We start from the raw sequence: 15,100 nt of genomic DNA on the forward strand, positions 1-15,100 counted from the left end.
TGGTGCAAACTTTTATCTTTTAATAGTTGGTTTTGCTCAAATTCTTTGGTTTATGATAGAAGAGAAAAACAGTCACGAGTGAGTACGATCATTGACATTTGAATGATAAGAAGTGTATGTTAAAATTAGCTTAGACGATGGATAACAGCTATAGGCTGTTGTTGGAGGGATTTTTTTGGTTACGATACTAGAAACGGAACTAAAAGAAGGAATCCTGAAAGCGATTGAGAGGGCAAAGGCCTTATCTAAACCAGTTTTAGTAAGTGAAGTGCAGGAAATTAATCATATAGAACCTCTTACTTTTTTCGCAGCAGGACACGAGCCTTTTTTAGGGGAGCGTTTTTTCTGGAAAGACCCAGCCGATGAAACTTTTATAATCGGACTTGGAATATGCAAGCAAATTCAATCGGATCAGGCGGCTGACCGCTTTTTTCTTGTGGAAGAAGAATGGAAAAACTTTATTGAGGATGCGATTATCGATAATCCATTTCAACTGAATGGAATCGGTCCTTTAATGTTCGGAGGATTTTCATTTGATCCGTATAAAGAGAAAACAAGATTGTGGTCTAAATATTCAGACTCTCTTTTTCATATTCCAAAATTTATGTACAGTGAAATAAATGGACGCACCTTTTTTACAACGAATATTGTATGCACACAGCATGATGATCTATCTCTTGCAGAGGCTGTACAAAAGGAAAGAAGAACACTATTTACAGCACTTGCAGATGACATTTTTCAAGAAAAATATGAACTCATAAATGAAGACGAGATCAATCCTGAAAAATGGAAGGATACCGTAGCAGAAGTTGTAAATGAACTGAAACAAGGAGAGTTAAATAAAGTTGTCCTTGCAAGAGAAACAAGATTGCATTTTAGCCAATCCATTCAGTTAGAACAAGTTTTGATGAATTTATTTAAACTACAGCGTGAAAGCTTTATTTTTGCATTTGAATCGAATGGGGATTGCTTTATCGGTGCTTCGCCTGAACGTCTGGTGAAAAAAAGTGGGGCAAGCTTTTTCACCACCTGTCTTGCAGGTTCAATAGCAAGAGGGAAAACAGAAGAGGAAGACCGGGTATTGGGTGATACATTGTTAGCAGATCCGAAAAATATCATTGAGCATGAATATGTTGTACGGATGATAAAAGCGGCAATGGAAGAGGTATGTGAAGAAGTCACTATGCCGAGTAAGACTCAACTGCTGAAAACGAGAGATATTCAGCATCTTTACACCCCAGTAACGGGAAAGGCAAAAAAAGATACTTCCTTGCTTCTATTAGTTGACCGATTGCATCCGACACCTGCCTTGGGAGGACTGCCGAAAGAGAAGGCAGTCGAGAAGATAAGGGAAGTGGAGGAACTGGATCGTGGCTTTTATGGTGCCCCATTAGGCTGGGTGGACTATAAAGGAAATGGGGAATTCGCAGTATCGATCAGATCGGGACTAATTCAAGGAGACGAGGCTTCGCTCTTTGCAGGCTGTGGTGTTGTTGAGGATTCCAACCCAGAAAGTGAATATGTGGAAACGAAGATTAAATTTCGACCGATGCTAACGGCACTTGGGGGGAGTAATTAATGAATCATCAAGAAGCTTTAACCTCTTATATTGCAGCATTTGTATCCGAATTATATAAGAATGGGGTAGAGGACGTAGTTGTAAGCCCTGGTTCTAGGTCTACCCCGATGGCAATGGTAATGGCAGAACATCCTGAACTTCGTGTACATGTTCATGTAGACGAACGTTCCGCTGCCTTTTTTGCATTAGGTATCGCAAAGGCTTCCAAAAAGCCAGTAGCTATTTTATGTACATCAGGCACAGCTGCTGCTAACTATTTTCCAGCAATTGTAGAGGCGAATATAGCAAGGGTTCCATTAATCGTTATGACTGCTGATCGTCCGCATGAATTAAGGGATGTAGGAGCTCCACAAGCAATTGACCAAATTCATTTATATGGCAACCATGTTAAATGGTTTGTAGAGATGGCATTGCCGGAAAATTCTACAGAAATTACTCGGTATGCGCGTACAGTTTGTGCGAGAGCAGCAAGTACTGCCCTTCGAGCCCCAGCGGGACCTGTTCACTTGAATTTTCCGTTTAGAGAACCATTAATTCCACAATTGGACCGAGAAGATTTATTTGAACCACGTGAGCGTTCTAACGGGTATGTGAAGATTCAGTCTGGTGAATTGACTTTAAGTAATGAGCAATACAAGGAAATAGCTGAAAGTATCAGCACATACAAAAAAGGTATGATTGTTTGTGGATCGCTTGAGTCTGATGGGTTTGCTGAAGCTGTAACAAGTCTTGCTAAGAAGCTGCAGTATCCTATTCTTGCAGATCCACTTTCTCAATTGAGAAGTGGAAAACATGACGGAACATATATTATTGATACATATGATACATTTTTAAAAAATGAGGATGCAAAGGATGTTTTAAAGCCAGATCTCATCATCAGGTTTGGTGCTATGCCAGTATCTAAGCCGTTAACCATTTTCCTTAAAGAAAATTATGATGTCCGGCAGTTTGTAGTTGATGGCGGCGGCGGATGGCGTGATCCTGGCATGGTATCCTCTGAGATGATCTATAGTGAAGAATCATTGTTTTGTAAATCGGTCAGCACTTTTATTAGTCCAGTGGAAGATACTAGCTATTTTGCACAGTGGGAAGAAATTAATCAATTAACACGCCGTGAATTAGCAGCCATCAGCGAGCTGGACGTATTAAGTGAAGGCAAGCTATTCTATCAATTAGCTGAAAAGCTTCCTGATGGAGCAACATTATTTGTTGGCAATAGCATGCCTATACGTGATTTAGACACCTTTTTCCATTTTAATAACAAGTCGATTCGAATCATGGCGAATCGAGGAGCAAATGGCATTGATGGGGTTATTTCAACGGCTTTAGGGGCAGGAACCTGTTCACAGCCACTTTATTTAGTTCTAGGGGACTTAACCTTTTTCCATGATTTAAATGGGTTAATTGCTGCGAAGCAGTTTGGCATCAATATTCATATTCTATTAATTAATAATAATGGGGGAGGAATTTTTTCATTTCTGCCACAAGCAAGCCATCCAAAGAACTTTGAAAAATTGTTTGGCACTCCATTAGATTTGCAATTTGAGCATGTAGTAAAAATGTACGGGGGACAGTATGAGTTGATTTCTAATTGGACACATTTTACAACTGTCCTTCAATCAGAAGTGTCTGGTTTAAGAGTGACGGAGATTACCACAAATAGAGACCGGAATATCTTGGAGCATCGCGAATTATGGGATGCGGTTTCCCGGGAAATAGGTCGATTACTGGATGACAAATGCTGATGAATTTTGACATTGATGGACTTACCTATTATGTAGACGTATGGGAGACCGCTCATAATCAAAGAGAAACAGTATCTATTGGGAATAAACCTTTAGTTTTGCTGCATGGTTTTACAGGGAATGCAAGCTCTTGGAGAAAACTAAAGCCTCATTTTGAGGGGATCACGAATGTATTTGCCATTGATATTGTAGGTCATGGGAAAACAGATGCTCCTGAGGATGTTTCTAGATATACGATCGAATCAGCAGCAAGGGATATTGATTTGATCTTTGAACAAATGGGGATTGAACAAACCAATATTTTAGGCTATTCAATGGGAGGCAGACTTGCGTTAACGTTTGCGCTTAAATACCCAAATAGAGTAGAAAAGTTAATTCTAGAGAGCGCTTCTCCTGGTCTTGAAGAAGAGGAGCAGCGGGCAGCAAGGCGAATCCAAGATGAGAAGCTTGCGATACGAATTCTGGAGGAGGGTATCCCTTCCTTTATTGACTATTGGGAGAACATTCCTCTGTTTGGCACTCAAAAAAGATTAGCAGAAAATATTCAAGAAGAAATCCGTAATCAGCGTCTAACAAATTCTCAGATTGGAATAGTTAACAGCCTTAAAGGAATGGGAACGGGTTCTCAGCCTTCGTGGTGGAATCAGTTAGATGAGCTTTCCATGCCTGTTCTTTTGCTTACAGGAAATCTAGATGAAAAATTTTGTCAGATTGCTGATAGGATGCAAGGAATCATGAAGAATGCGCGCAGAATAACGATTTCTGAGTGTGGCCATGCAATACATGTGGAGAAACCAAAAATATTTGGTACAATAGTAAGTGAATTCTTGTCGAATGAAAAAGGACAGGCTTTAAGCCCCTTTTTAATGAGGGAAGATATACATACAAAGGAGGATTCAGTTATGTCAGCAGTAGAATGGATTGCGGGAAAACAGTATGAAGAAATTATTTATGAAACATACAATGGGATTGCAAAGATAACAATCAATCGTCCTGAAAAACATAATGCGTTCACACCAAGAACCGTTATGGAATTGATTGATGCATTTGCTTATGCACGTGATGATGCAAATGTTGGAGTTATCATCTTAACGGGTGCAGGAGACCGCGCATTTTGTTCAGGTGGAGACCAGTCTGTTCGTGGACATGGTGGATATGTGGGTGATGACCAAATCCCTCGCTTGAATGTCCTTGATTTACAGCGTTTAATTCGTGTAATTCCAAAACCAGTTGTTGCAATGGTTAAAGGGTATGCGATAGGTGGAGGACATGTATTACATATCGTTTGTGATTTAACAATTGCTGCAGATAATGCTGTATTTGGCCAAACAGGGCCAAAAGTTGGCAGCTTTGATGCAGGCTATGGTTCCGGTTATTTAGCTAGAATTGTTGGTCATAAAAAAGCTCGTGAAATTTGGTACTTATGCCGTCAGTATAATGCACAGGAAGCATTAGATATGGGTCTGGTAAACACTGTTGTTCCTCTTGACCAAGTCGAGGAAGAAACAATTAAATGGTGTGAAGAAATGCTTGAAAAAAGCCCAACTGCTCTTCGCTTCTTAAAAGCTGCATTTAATGCGGATACAGATGGACTTGCAGGCATTCAGCAATTTGCTGGAGATGCTACATTACTTTACTATACTACAGATGAAGCAAAAGAAGGCCGCGATGCATTCAAAGAGAAGCGCAAGCCTGATTTTGGTCAATTCCCACGTTTCCCTTAATGAAAAAATAAAACTTTATTGCAGCTTGATGGTTATGCCATCAGGCTGTTTTTATCTAGATACGACCTTTTAGACATAAAAATGCTTATTTGCAAAATAAAGCAGTTTTTTGCAGTATATATTGGATTTCAAGAATGAGGTGTACAAATGGCAAATCAAGTGATGCCAAATCTTTTATTAAAGAGAGCCTTCCTCACACCTGACAGGCCTGCTATTCAGTTTAAGAACGAAACATACTCTTTTAAAGAAGTGTATGAGAAATCTTATCAGATTGCCGGTCAATTAATCCACCTTGGCTTAACAAAGGGTGATTATGCTGGTGTTTTACTAAGTAATCATGCGGAGACAGCATTTATATATTTAGCATTTCAGTTGCTTGATATCAAAGCAGTTATTTTAAATAATCGGTTAACAGCTGAAGAAATAGCCTGGCAATTAACCGATTCAAAGGCAGTCGTTTTAATAACGGAGACAGCCTTTGCCTGCAAGTACGAAGAAATATATAAAGCATTGCCAGAGTTGACAGTTACTTCAAAAGAAGAGCTGTTTTCAGCAGATTTTATTGAACCAATTATTACAGAGGAAATCAACCTTGATGATGTGTGTACAGTTATGTATACATCTGGAACGACAGGACATCCAAAGGGCGTGCTGCAAACATACGGAAATCATTGGTGGAGCGCGGTTGGTTCTGCCCTTAACCTTGGACTTTCTGAAAAAGACTGTTGGCTATGCGTTGTTCCAATGTTTCATATTAGCGGGTATTCGATTCTTATTCGGAGCATCGTCTATGGCATGAGAATGGTGATTCAGGATACATTCAATGAAAAAGAAATTATTAAAGCGATTCAAAATGAAAAAGTAACGATTATGTCTGTTGTGAGCACGATGCTTATTCGTATCGAGGCAGAGCTAGGAGATAACAAATTGCCCGAAGAATTTCGCTGTATGCTATTAGGAGGCGGACCGGCATCCAAAACATTACTTGAAAACTGTATGGTGAAGGGAATACCAGTATTCCAGACGTATGGTATGACAGAGACCGCCTCTCAAATCGTGACGCTTTCACCAGAGTATAGCTTAAGTAAATTAGGCTCTGCAGGGAAACCCCTCTTTCCCTCTCAATTAAAAATTATGGATCCAAATGGGGAAGAAGCAAGGGGTAAAACAGCAGGCGAAATTATAGTTAAAGGACCAAATGTAACGATAGGGTATTTGAATCGGGAGGAAGAGTCATCTGAAAAAATCGTTAATGGCTGGTTTTCAACTGGAGATATTGGATATTTAGATGAAGATGGATTCTTGTATGTTCTGGATCGCCGTTCCGATTTAATTATTTCAGGCGGAGAAAATGTATATCCTGCTGAAGTTGAAGGTGTGCTTACTTCCCATCCAGACATAGTGGATGCAGGTGTAATAGGCGTGGAAGATGAAAACTGGGGGGAAGTCCCTATAGCTTTCCTAACAACAAAAACAGAGATAGATAAAGATAAGATTTCCACGTTTTGCCTGCAGAAATTAGCAAAATATAAAGTACCAAAACAATTATACATCATCGATCAAATCCCAAGAAATGCTGCTAAGAAAATTTTACGTAGAGAGCTTCGGCAGTATTTGAAGGAATTAAAAAGACAGGATTGCAACTAATATGCAAATCCTGTCTTTTCTTAAAAGTGACTATTACCGGTGAAATTTAAGAATATTCTGGTTCAAAGGTTTTACAATCAGTTTCACGGCTATTTTCTGCCGTATCCCCTTTGTGGCTGACTACGTAAATTTGTTCAGCTCCACATTTATTCCCTTTTTCCCAGAATGTACAATTATTGACCTCACATAAAACATCTTTTGCCACTTCGCTTCACTCCTCTATGTGCAGAACATGCGCATGCACCGATTCGATAAAAAACGCAGGTGGTGTCTTTCCACCTATTTTAGCTTGTGACTGATTGCTGCTATGGATTCATTCCAATTGAAGGTTGAACTGGTAATTAGTTATTTAATGCAGTTTTTAGCGCCTCTAAGTTCGTTTTCATAATAGAAAAATAGGTACTCTCATTACTTATATCTTCATCAGTTAAAACAGATAGATTATGAAGTATGAGCGGCTCTGCGCCAAGCTCATTCTTAATAATTTCTGTGAGCTTAGAGCTAACATTTTGTTCAAAGAATACGTATTTTAACTGATGTTTCTTTCCTTCAGCTATGATCTTTTCAAGATCCTTTTGGGTTGGTTCATTCGCAGAGTTTAAGCCTGAAACACTAATTTGGTGTATGCCATAGCGCTGCTCCCAATAGCCGAATGCTGAGTGGGATACGATGATTTCTTTATGCTTTGCATCATGGATGGTTTGTTCAAAGTCTTCATTTAATTGGTCAAGTTCATCTGCTACTAAACGATAATTGGCTTCAAATTCTTCTTTATGTTCTGGCATTTTATCAGTTAAAGCAGTTTTGATAGTTGCTGCTAAATCCTTCGAATATAATGGATCGATCCATACATGCGGGTCAATATCTCCATGATGATGGCCATCATCTTCATGACTGTGTTCATCCTCTTCATGGGCTTGAACCTCGTCAAAATGAATATTTTCCCCTGCTCCGATCATCGTTACATCTTCGTTTTTTAACGTTTTTTTAGCCTTTTCTACGAATCCTTCTAAACCAAGACCGACAAATATAAACAGGTCAGCATCTGCTAGCTTAGTCATATCTTTTTGTGTAGGCTCGAACGAATGCTCATCTGCTCCAGGCGGATAAATAGTCTTTGTTTCAACATATTCCCCACCGATTCGGTCAGTAAAATATTGCAATGGATAAACAGTTGTATAAACGGAAAGTTTACTGCTATCTTTTTGCTCATCCTTTGATTCGTTTGTACAAGCAGTTAAGAGCATACTAATTATTAGTATAAAAACAAAAATAATCTTTTTCATATTTTCCCCTTTCTAACTCATTAAATCGTATTAATTACGATTTAATGAAGAAAAAAATAACTTTTTGCCATAAATATCAAGATAATCCGTAATCATTACGATTCCCAAAAGTAATTCTACAAAAAAAAATCGTGAAAATCAAGTATTAAATTTGTTTGTATGAAAAGTATTTTGTATCCTTATAATGTAGAAATAAAAATAAGTAAGGAGTAAAGCATATGAAACTACTTGATGAAATATTAGAATTTAACAATGAATTTGTGGAAGAAAAAAAATATGTAGAATTTGCAACAACAAAGCTGCCGAATAAACGAATGGTTGTACTAACATGCATGGATACACGTTTAGTGGAACTCCTGCCAAGAGCCTTGAATGTAAAAAATGGCGATATAAAGCTTGTTAAAAATGCAGGGGCACTTGTTACTCACCCGTTTGGAAGTATTATGAGGAGCTTGCTTGTAGCCGTTTATGAGCTTCAGGCTGATGAGGTATTAATCATCGGTCACCATGATTGCGGGATGAGCGGGATGAAGCCAGATGGTATTATGGAACATATGAGAAAAAGAGGAAAATCTGAAGCAGCACTGGATACAATTACATATTCGGGTGTAGATGTGAGAGAATGGCTTAAAGGCTTCGATAACGTAGAAGAGAGTGTTGCTCATAGTGTTTCTATGGTGAAAAAGCATCCGCTTATGCCAAACGATGTCCCTGTTCATGGGTTGGTTATTCACCCTAGTACAGGGAAATTAGATTTAGTAGTAAATGGATACGAAGACTAATTTTCCTTTATCTTTGGTGATTTCTCTGGTACTGGATCAAAACCACCGGGATGAAACGGATGACATTTTACGATTCTTTTAATGGCTAGCCATCCTCCTTTAAGTGCGCCAAAGCGTTTTACTGATTCTAACCCATAATGAGAGCAAGTTGGGTAGAATCGGCATGTTGGAGGTTTTAGCGGGGAGATAACAATTTGATAAAAGCGAATGACTCCAATCATTAATTGTTTCAGCATGTTTATCAGTCCAATCTTTTTTCTAAAGGAATCTCAAGTAAAAGATAGCATACAATGATGTAATAGTCGAAAAATAAATTCCTTATTTTGTTGATGAAATTACTCGGGATTTAAGTTACAATAATAGGAGAATCGAAAAAGGAGTGGACATACATGCCTTCAGTTGAAAGCTTTGAATTAGACCATAATGCCGTTAAAGCACCTTATGTTAGACATTGCGGAGTTCATAAAGTCGGAACAGATGGGGTTGTAAATAAGTTTGATATTCGTTTTTGCCAGCCGAATAAACAAGCAATGAAGCCTGATGCGATTCATACATTAGAACATCTTCTTGCTTTCAATATTCGTACGTATTCGGAAAAATATGATCACTTTGATATCATTGACATCTCTCCAATGGGCTGTCAGACAGGCTTCTACTTAGTTGTAAGCGGAGAGCCGACTGTAGGGGAAATCATTGACTTGCTCGATGAAACAATGAAAGCTGCAGTTGAAATTACAGATATCCCAGCTGCTAATGAAAAGCAGTGCGGCCAAGCTAAGCTTCATGATTTAGATGGGGCGAAACGTTTAATGCGGTTCTGGCTTGAGCAGTCAAAGGAAGAATTGAAGCAAGTTTTTGCATAAAAAGTCGAAAAACCGGACTATTGCAGTCCGGTTTTCTTTATGATGTTTTTTTATCATCTTCTTGTTCAAAGGTATTTTCATTCGTATATGGATTTTCATCTATTGTATCAACCGTATGCTTGTACGTATACGCTTTAGAGGTTGTAATAACAGAAAGAAAAATAACAATTGCAATAATAATTACCGAAATAGCTAGAATGGCAACCATGATCAAACCTCCTTTTACTATACATAGTGTAACATGAAAACGGTTTGATTTACTTATGCTACAATAAAAATATTCTTGTGTTTAGCTCGTCCTATCTCAGGGTACTATAAAAATGGGAGGATGATAATATGAGTGAAAATTTAATCCAATCAGTGAATAGGCAAGTTGCAAACTGGACGATCTTGTATGTAAAGCTTCATAACTACCATTGGTATATCAAAGGAAGACACTTCTTTACTTTGCACGAGAAATTTGAGGAGCTATACAACGAAGCCAATCAGCATATAGATGAATTGGCAGAGAGAATTCTATCCCTTGAGGGTAGCCCTGTTGCAACAATGAAAGAATGTTTAGAAATGGCATCTATCGAAGAGGCGACTGGAAAAGAAAAAGAGGAAGACATGGTTAAATCCATTTGTGCAGATTTTGTTAAAATGGCAGACGAGCTGCAAGAAGGCATTCAGTTAGCAGAAGAAGCAAATGATGAAGGCACCGGTGATATGCTTATTGCCATTAAGCAAAGTCTAAAGAAGCATATTTGGATGTTAAAGGCATACTTAGGTTAGGGCATAATAAAAAGATGGTTCAATATAGGGCAATCAGCCTTTATGAACCATCCTTTTTTATGTATAAAATATAATTTTTTAGTGAATATTTCGCTGCTGCAGATTCGGATTGCGGGGCTGTCTGTAGTCTTCACTCGCAAACTTTCCTTTTAAGCTTTCAATTAAATAAATTCCCATTAAGTTGTACAGTTCCTGGTTATTTAACTCGTTAATCATACCCAATAAATCCTCTCGGTTCATTTCCTCTAAAAAAGCGAAAGCAAGCATGTCAATATCCTCTTCGTCTCCAGTAAGCTTATTCCGATAAAGTTCATAAAGCTCATCAATAATTTTCATTCTTACACCTCCAGCCTTCGTTTTTATTTCTTTTATTGTATACTTTTTTAATACCCTTGATGATAAAAATTAATCGCTTACGCATAGTTTTTTTCTAAGATTAAATGTAGTATATGTAATTTTCATCAGAATGATCGTAAATTCGCATATTTTTAATCGAAATGTGGGAAACGATAAGTAATGACAAAAAGGGGCTGAACAGGATGGAACAAAATAAAAAAACGTATTATATAACTATTGCACATGGACAAATCTCACAAAGTGCAACAGATTCCCCATGGGATTTCAAAATTGAAGCGACAGATAATGAAATTCATACGTTACGGGAGTATTTTAATCAGAATTATGGAACAGAATGGGCGGGATTTTGGCGAGCCCATGTCCCATTTATAGAATACCATAATGATAAGTCAAATGATGAGTATGACAGTAAAATCAAGAAGGTATACGGATTGATTTATCAGCTCGGGGACGAAGAAGCAAAAGAACATATTGAAAATATGGGGATATTGAATGAAGAAATTCAATAATGGAGCTGAAAAAAGGAAATCGGCTAATTGCCGATTTCCTTTAAATTACATACCCATTTCTACAGCCGAATCAATTACTTCTTGAGGAACAGTGATCGCTTCAACGCTGTTGTAGTTTGAATATTGTCCGTTCATTTTTTGCTTCATGGCGATGGTTTGGCCTTCGATCGTCATTTCTAAATCCATATCCATATTTAATTCAACTGGATAAAATGTCTTTTTGTCGACAAGGATTTCATATTCAACAGCATTAATTTTCATCCCGCTTAGCGCGTCTTCCGCCGACATTTCAGGCGGCAATTGCTGAACAGCTGTTTCTTTAATGAAATCATTAAACTTTTCTCCAGATGCCTTTAATTTAAGTATATAGTTATTTGAATCTTGCTCAAAAGTAAAATCTTCCATGAATTGCTGTAATTTCTTTAGCTCTTCCCCTGGATTGGATTGCTGACCCGACATTTGCAGGAATGTATCGGTCATTTCCTGCGGGAACTTCATCCATTGACTAGTTGAAGGTTCATAGAAAAACATTCCAGCCTCTGAAAAATAGCTTTCTGTTTCAAAGCTTTCTGCTTCTTCTCCCATTGACATTTTCATTTTTTGATAGTAAGCCATTGGCTCGGTAACGATGTTCATATCGATGACCGAGTTTGTTTGGACATTCAGTTCACCTTGATCAGTCATATCCTGAGTTAAATCCATTTTTACAGAAAAGCTTTTTAAGCCTTCTGAAGCTTCTGTGGATTTATTCAATACTTCTTCAAGTGTCAGTTCCGATGCTTTTTCCTCGGTTTTCTCAGTTGATGAAGCTTTTTCATTTTCTTTTGCGGGCTCATCCACAGGCTTGGCTGTTTGATTACAAGCGGCTAACATAAATACTAATAAGAAGCCTGCAAGAATGGAAAGTGATTTTTTCAAAATAAGCACTCCTTTAATATTAATGAAATAAGAAAAACTTTACATAAATTATAACAGGTGTGGTTTCTCTTACCCTCTAATTCTACGATAAAAAAATAGGTAAAGTTTCAAAATATTGTAATTTGATACTTTTATCATATAAGAAAAATATGGAAGATGTCATTAGTCACAATTTTTTTTTCGCTGTATAATAGCTGTATGAATGAAGAGTGAAAGGAGGAATTCGATGGAAACATTTATTGATGCAAATGGTGGAGTAGTCAAATTTTCATTTAACTCACATGCGTTTAATAAAAAGCCGGAGCACGTCCTTGTAATATGCAAAAAAGGCAAGGGATGGCTGCTAACGAACCATAAAAAAAGAGGGCTGGAATTTCCAGGAGGAAAGCTTGAAAAAGGGGAGACATTGGAAGAGGCGGCGCGCCGAGAAGTACTGGAGGAAACAGGAGCTACTCTAAAGCAGCTGGAACGTATCGGTGAGTATGAGGTGTCTTTGAATGAAAAGACTTTTGTTAAAGCTATATTCTATGGGGAAGTAGAAGAGATTGGCGAAAATCTGCATTATTATGAAACAGAAGGACCCGTACTTATTGAAGGAAATATATTAGATTTAAGGTGGGGGGACGAATACAGCTTTATTATGAAAGACGAAGTGGTCGAAAGGAGTATTCTAAGAATAGAGGGATAGGGGCAGAAAGGGTGAATTCAATGCTGCATATCAATCCGGATTCATTTATCCTAATACCAGCGTTTGCGACGATCCATTGCGAGCCGAACTGGAAATGGAGGAAACGAAATAAACCACTTCCTAACTATGATTTGTTTTATGTTTGGAGTGGAAAAGGGACTGTGGTGCTTAATGGGAAATTATATGATGTACATAAAGGAAGCTGTTTTTTATTTAAGCCAGGTGATTGGACGACGGCTACCCATGATCCGCAAAATCCGTTAGTGTTGAGCTATATTCATTTTGACTTAGAGGGAACCCCAGTATTGATGCCAAAAACCTACCGGATTGTTCAAGACCCTATCCCCTTTGAATCCCTGCTAACACGTTATATTCGTTTATTTTTGGTGAAAACCTTCGGAGCCGAAATTGAGGCAAAGCTAATCCTAAAGCAATTAATGATTCACTTATTAAGGGAAGAGCGGGAAATAGATAAGCAGCTGGAGCATTCAAGCAACGATCTTTTAGAGACGATTCGAGAGATCGCAAACTTTATCCAGCAGCATCCGGGTGATCCGCACTCAATCGAAAGTTTAGCAATGCGGGCCAATCTTTCTCCACGCTATTTTTCCCAGAAATTCAAAGAGATTATTGGACATACGGTTAGAAATTACATTATTCATTCTCGGATTAATCGAGCAGAGCACTTGCTTCATAACATGGGGATGACAGTAACAGAAGCAGCAAATGCTCTCGGCTATAATGATCTTCATTTTTTCAGCAGACAATTTAAAAAGTATACAGGGAAGAATCCTTCCGATATACGTTAAAAGCTAGACTCGTTTAATAGTTGGATTTTGATAATGCCTTTTTCATTGAGAAGGTTGTTGAATCGGCTGACAAATAAATGTGAGAAGGTGTTTTAAAGTGTTCGCTAAAGCACAAGAACTAGATTCAATCGAGAGTTATATAGATTCACCAGAAAAGCTAAAAAAGCTTTATAGACGAGTGTTGTTCATTGTGAGTCTATCACAAATCTTTGGTGGGGCAGGGCTTGCCGCAGGAGTTACTGTAGGTGCCCTATTGGCACAACAAATGCTAGGAACTGATGCTTTTGCAGGAGTCCCTGTAGCCTTACTTACTTTAGGATCTGCAGGAGCAGCTTTTATCATAGGAAAACTTTCTCAACGATTTGGACGCCGTACAGGTTTATCGACAGGTTTTATTGTAGGGGGAATCGGTGCAATTGGAGTTGTGATTGCTGCCATGGTGAATAGTATAATTTTATTATTTGCGTCTCTGCTGATCTATGGTGCGGGAACTGCGGCAAATTTACAAGCTCGTTATGCAGGGACCGATTTAGCAAATAAGAAACAAAGAGGAACTGCTATTAGTACGACGATGGTTATGACAACATTTGGGGCGGTTGCAGGTCCGAACCTAGTAGAAGTTATGGGTGAATTTGCTAGTCTCATTGGTGTTCCGTCTCTTGCAGGTCCATTTATATTATCAGCTGCTGCGTTTATTTTAGCAGGTCTCGTTCTTTTTATTATGCTGCGTCCTGACCCATTATTTATTGCAAACAAGATAGCAGCTTATAACCAAGAAGATGAACATGTAAATAAAACGGATTCCTTTGATAAATCAATAAATAGAAGAGGAATAATGGTAGGTGCCACGGTTATGGTTCTTACTCAAATTGTAATGGTTGCAATTATGACTATGACACCGGTACATATGAAACATCATGGTCATGATCTAGCTGAAGTAGGAATTGTTATTGGTTTTCACATAGGTGCAATGTATCTTCCCTCACTTATCACAGGCGTACTTGTAGATAAAGCAGGGCGAACATCTATGAGCATAGCTGCGGGCATTATATTGTTATTCGCTGGTTTATTAGCAGCATTCGCACCAAGTGATTCAATGATTCTATTAGTAATTGCTCTAACTTTACTTGGATTAGGGTGGAACTTTGGCTTAATAAGTGGGACTGCTCAAATAGTTGATTCAACAGAGCCTTCAATACGTGCGAAAACCCAAGGTACACTTGATGTTTTTATTGCATTAGCAGGAGCTTCCGGCGGTGCACTTTCGGGAATGGTGGTAGCTAATACCAGTTATGCAACGTTATCTTTGAGTGGAGGACTTTTATCTTTAGTTCTCATACCTGTTGTGATATGGTCCCGTAAAGCCAAGGCGTAATAGAGTTATAATGGTATTCTTTTATATTTAACTTATTATGAGGA

General features: G+C 38.2%; 17 protein-coding genes and 1 pseudogene. 12 read left to right on the forward strand and 6 right to left on the reverse strand.

Translation table 11 applies throughout. From position 1 onward, the window contains the following. Positions 1-175: 175 nt before the first annotated feature. From FI644_RS14800 to FI644_RS14815, 5 genes and pseudogenes are all read left to right on the forward strand, one after another. Positions 176-1,579 (forward strand): isochorismate synthase, encoded by a 1,404-nt coding sequence (locus FI644_RS14800; protein WP_142108581.1) that lies wholly within the window; start codon positions 176-178, stop codon positions 1,577-1,579. After that, a complete protein-coding gene (menD, locus tag FI644_RS14805; RefSeq protein WP_142108582.1) occupies positions 1,579-3,324 on the forward strand; it encodes a 2-succinyl-5-enolpyruvyl-6-hydroxy-3-cyclohexene-1-carboxylic-acid synthase in 1,746 nt (581 codons plus the stop codon). Before FI644_RS14800 ends, menD begins: the two co-directional genes overlap by 1 nt. Next, positions 3,324-4,094: pseudogene (gene menH, locus FI644_RS26920) on the forward strand (2-succinyl-6-hydroxy-2,4-cyclohexadiene-1-carboxylate synthase); the annotation flags it as partial. The gene menD and the pseudogene menH, both read left to right, overlap by 1 nt. Before the next feature lie 132 nt (positions 4,095-4,226). Continuing rightward, positions 4,227-5,048 (forward strand): 1,4-dihydroxy-2-naphthoyl-CoA synthase, encoded by an 822-nt coding sequence (menB, locus tag FI644_RS26925; RefSeq protein WP_053477616.1) that lies wholly within the window; start codon positions 4,227-4,229, stop codon positions 5,046-5,048. A gap of 147 nt (positions 5,049-5,195) precedes the next feature. Continuing rightward, a complete protein-coding gene (locus FI644_RS14815; RefSeq protein ID WP_056686059.1) occupies positions 5,196-6,695 on the forward strand; it encodes an o-succinylbenzoate--CoA ligase in 1,500 nt (499 codons plus the stop codon). 46 nt (positions 6,696-6,741) lie between these two features. On the opposite strand, the gene FI644_RS14820 is transcribed toward FI644_RS14815, so the two are convergent. Then, the gene (locus FI644_RS14820) at positions 6,742-6,900 is read right to left on the reverse strand and encodes a DUF1540 domain-containing protein (RefSeq protein ID WP_075209209.1); all 159 of its coding nucleotides are present in this window, start codon (positions 6,898-6,900) and stop codon (positions 6,742-6,744) included. 136 nt (positions 6,901-7,036) lie between these two features. Next, positions 7,037-7,981: a metal ABC transporter solute-binding protein, Zn/Mn family gene (locus FI644_RS14825; RefSeq protein ID WP_053477424.1), complete on the reverse strand. Its 945-nt coding sequence runs from the start codon at positions 7,979-7,981 to the stop codon at positions 7,037-7,039. Between the two features lie 218 nt (positions 7,982-8,199). Between FI644_RS14825 and FI644_RS14830 the strand changes: the two genes are divergently transcribed. After that, on the forward strand, positions 8,200-8,763 hold the full coding sequence (locus FI644_RS14830; protein WP_053477423.1) for a beta-class carbonic anhydrase: 564 nt from the start codon (positions 8,200-8,202) through the stop codon (positions 8,761-8,763). On the opposite strand, the gene yidD is transcribed toward FI644_RS14830, so the two are convergent. After that, positions 8,760-8,999, reverse strand: coding sequence for a membrane protein insertion efficiency factor YidD (gene yidD / locus FI644_RS14835; RefSeq protein WP_053477422.1), 240 nt, complete (start codon positions 8,997-8,999; stop codon positions 8,760-8,762). The genes FI644_RS14830 and yidD overlap by 4 nt on opposite strands. Before the next feature lie 153 nt (positions 9,000-9,152). Between yidD and FI644_RS14840 the strand changes: the two genes are divergently transcribed. Beyond that, positions 9,153-9,626, forward strand: coding sequence for an S-ribosylhomocysteine lyase (locus FI644_RS14840; RefSeq protein WP_053477421.1), 474 nt, complete (start codon positions 9,153-9,155; stop codon positions 9,624-9,626). A 37-nt stretch (positions 9,627-9,663) separates the two neighbouring features. Here the strand turns inward: FI644_RS14840 and ytzI are convergent, their stop codons facing one another. Beyond that, positions 9,664-9,834, reverse strand: a complete 171-nt coding sequence (gene ytzI, locus FI644_RS14845; protein ID WP_075209207.1) for a YtzI protein — start codon at positions 9,832-9,834, stop codon at positions 9,664-9,666. Between the two features lie 128 nt (positions 9,835-9,962). Between ytzI and FI644_RS14850 the strand changes: the two genes are divergently transcribed. After that, complete coding sequence (locus FI644_RS14850; RefSeq protein ID WP_053477420.1) at positions 9,963-10,400, forward strand: Dps family protein; 438 nt, start codon at positions 9,963-9,965, stop codon at positions 10,398-10,400. A gap of 78 nt (positions 10,401-10,478) precedes the next feature. On the opposite strand, the gene FI644_RS14855 is transcribed toward FI644_RS14850, so the two are convergent. Beyond that, positions 10,479-10,736: a DUF6154 family protein gene (locus FI644_RS14855; RefSeq protein ID WP_053477419.1), complete on the reverse strand. Its 258-nt coding sequence runs from the start codon at positions 10,734-10,736 to the stop codon at positions 10,479-10,481. A gap of 203 nt (positions 10,737-10,939) precedes the next feature. Between FI644_RS14855 and FI644_RS14860 the strand changes: the two genes are divergently transcribed. Then, positions 10,940-11,266, forward strand: coding sequence for a hypothetical protein (locus FI644_RS14860; protein ID WP_056686056.1), 327 nt, complete (start codon positions 10,940-10,942; stop codon positions 11,264-11,266). A 45-nt stretch (positions 11,267-11,311) separates the two neighbouring features. On the opposite strand, the gene FI644_RS14865 is transcribed toward FI644_RS14860, so the two are convergent. Next, on the reverse strand, positions 11,312-12,184 hold the full coding sequence (locus FI644_RS14865) for a DUF6612 family protein (RefSeq protein WP_053477417.1): 873 nt from the start codon (positions 12,182-12,184) through the stop codon (positions 11,312-11,314). 226 nt (positions 12,185-12,410) lie between these two features. Here FI644_RS14865 and ytkD point away from each other — a divergent pair, with 226 nt between their 5' ends. From ytkD to FI644_RS14880, 3 genes are all read left to right on the forward strand, one after another. Further along, positions 12,411-12,872 (forward strand): RNA deprotection pyrophosphohydrolase, encoded by a 462-nt coding sequence (gene ytkD, locus FI644_RS14870; RefSeq protein ID WP_053477416.1) that lies wholly within the window; start codon positions 12,411-12,413, stop codon positions 12,870-12,872. Positions 12,873-12,892: 20 nt separating this feature from the next. Then, positions 12,893-13,681 carry a helix-turn-helix domain-containing protein gene (locus tag FI644_RS14875; protein ID WP_053477615.1) on the forward strand — a complete coding sequence of 263 codons (789 nt, stop codon included), beginning with the start codon at positions 12,893-12,895 and terminating at the stop codon, positions 13,679-13,681. 97 nt (positions 13,682-13,778) lie between these two features. Next, a complete protein-coding gene (locus FI644_RS14880) occupies positions 13,779-15,056 on the forward strand; it encodes an MFS transporter (protein WP_053477415.1) in 1,278 nt (425 codons plus the stop codon). Positions 15,057-15,100: the final 44 nt, after the last annotated feature.

The sequence above is a fragment of the Cytobacillus solani genome (genome assembly GCF_006704205.1).
Taxonomy (GTDB): domain Bacteria; phylum Bacillota; class Bacilli; order Bacillales; family Cytobacillaceae; genus Cytobacillus; species Cytobacillus solani.

What these genes read in the sequence shown, in the direction of transcription:
- FI644_RS14830 (WP_053477423.1), top strand. Translation starts at nt 8,200, where the DNA reads ATGAAACTACTTGATGAAATATTAGAATTTAACAATGAATTTGTGGAA.
- menB (WP_053477616.1), top strand. Translation starts at nt 4,227, where the DNA reads ATGTCAGCAGTAGAATGGATTGCGGGAAAACAGTATGAAGAAATTATT.
- yidD (WP_053477422.1), bottom strand. Translation starts at nt 8,999, where the DNA reads ATGCTGAAACAATTAATGATTGGAGTCATTCGCTTTTATCAAATTGTT.
- FI644_RS14825 (WP_053477424.1), bottom strand. Translation starts at nt 7,981, where the DNA reads ATGAAAAAGATTATTTTTGTTTTTATACTAATAATTAGTATGCTCTTA.
- menD (WP_142108582.1), top strand. Translation starts at nt 1,579, where the DNA reads ATGAATCATCAAGAAGCTTTAACCTCTTATATTGCAGCATTTGTATCC.
- FI644_RS14850 (WP_053477420.1), top strand. Translation starts at nt 9,963, where the DNA reads ATGAGTGAAAATTTAATCCAATCAGTGAATAGGCAAGTTGCAAACTGG.
- FI644_RS14815 (WP_056686059.1), top strand. Translation starts at nt 5,196, where the DNA reads ATGGCAAATCAAGTGATGCCAAATCTTTTATTAAAGAGAGCCTTCCTC.
- FI644_RS14840 (WP_053477421.1), top strand. Translation starts at nt 9,153, where the DNA reads ATGCCTTCAGTTGAAAGCTTTGAATTAGACCATAATGCCGTTAAAGCA.
- ytzI (WP_075209207.1), bottom strand. Translation starts at nt 9,834, where the DNA reads ATGGTTGCCATTCTAGCTATTTCGGTAATTATTATTGCAATTGTTATT.
- ytkD (WP_053477416.1), top strand. Translation starts at nt 12,411, where the DNA reads ATGGAAACATTTATTGATGCAAATGGTGGAGTAGTCAAATTTTCATTT.
- FI644_RS14860 (WP_056686056.1), top strand. Translation starts at nt 10,940, where the DNA reads ATGGAACAAAATAAAAAAACGTATTATATAACTATTGCACATGGACAA.
- FI644_RS14855 (WP_053477419.1), bottom strand. Translation starts at nt 10,736, where the DNA reads ATGAAAATTATTGATGAGCTTTATGAACTTTATCGGAATAAGCTTACT.
- FI644_RS14875 (WP_053477615.1), top strand. Translation starts at nt 12,893, where the DNA reads ATGCTGCATATCAATCCGGATTCATTTATCCTAATACCAGCGTTTGCG.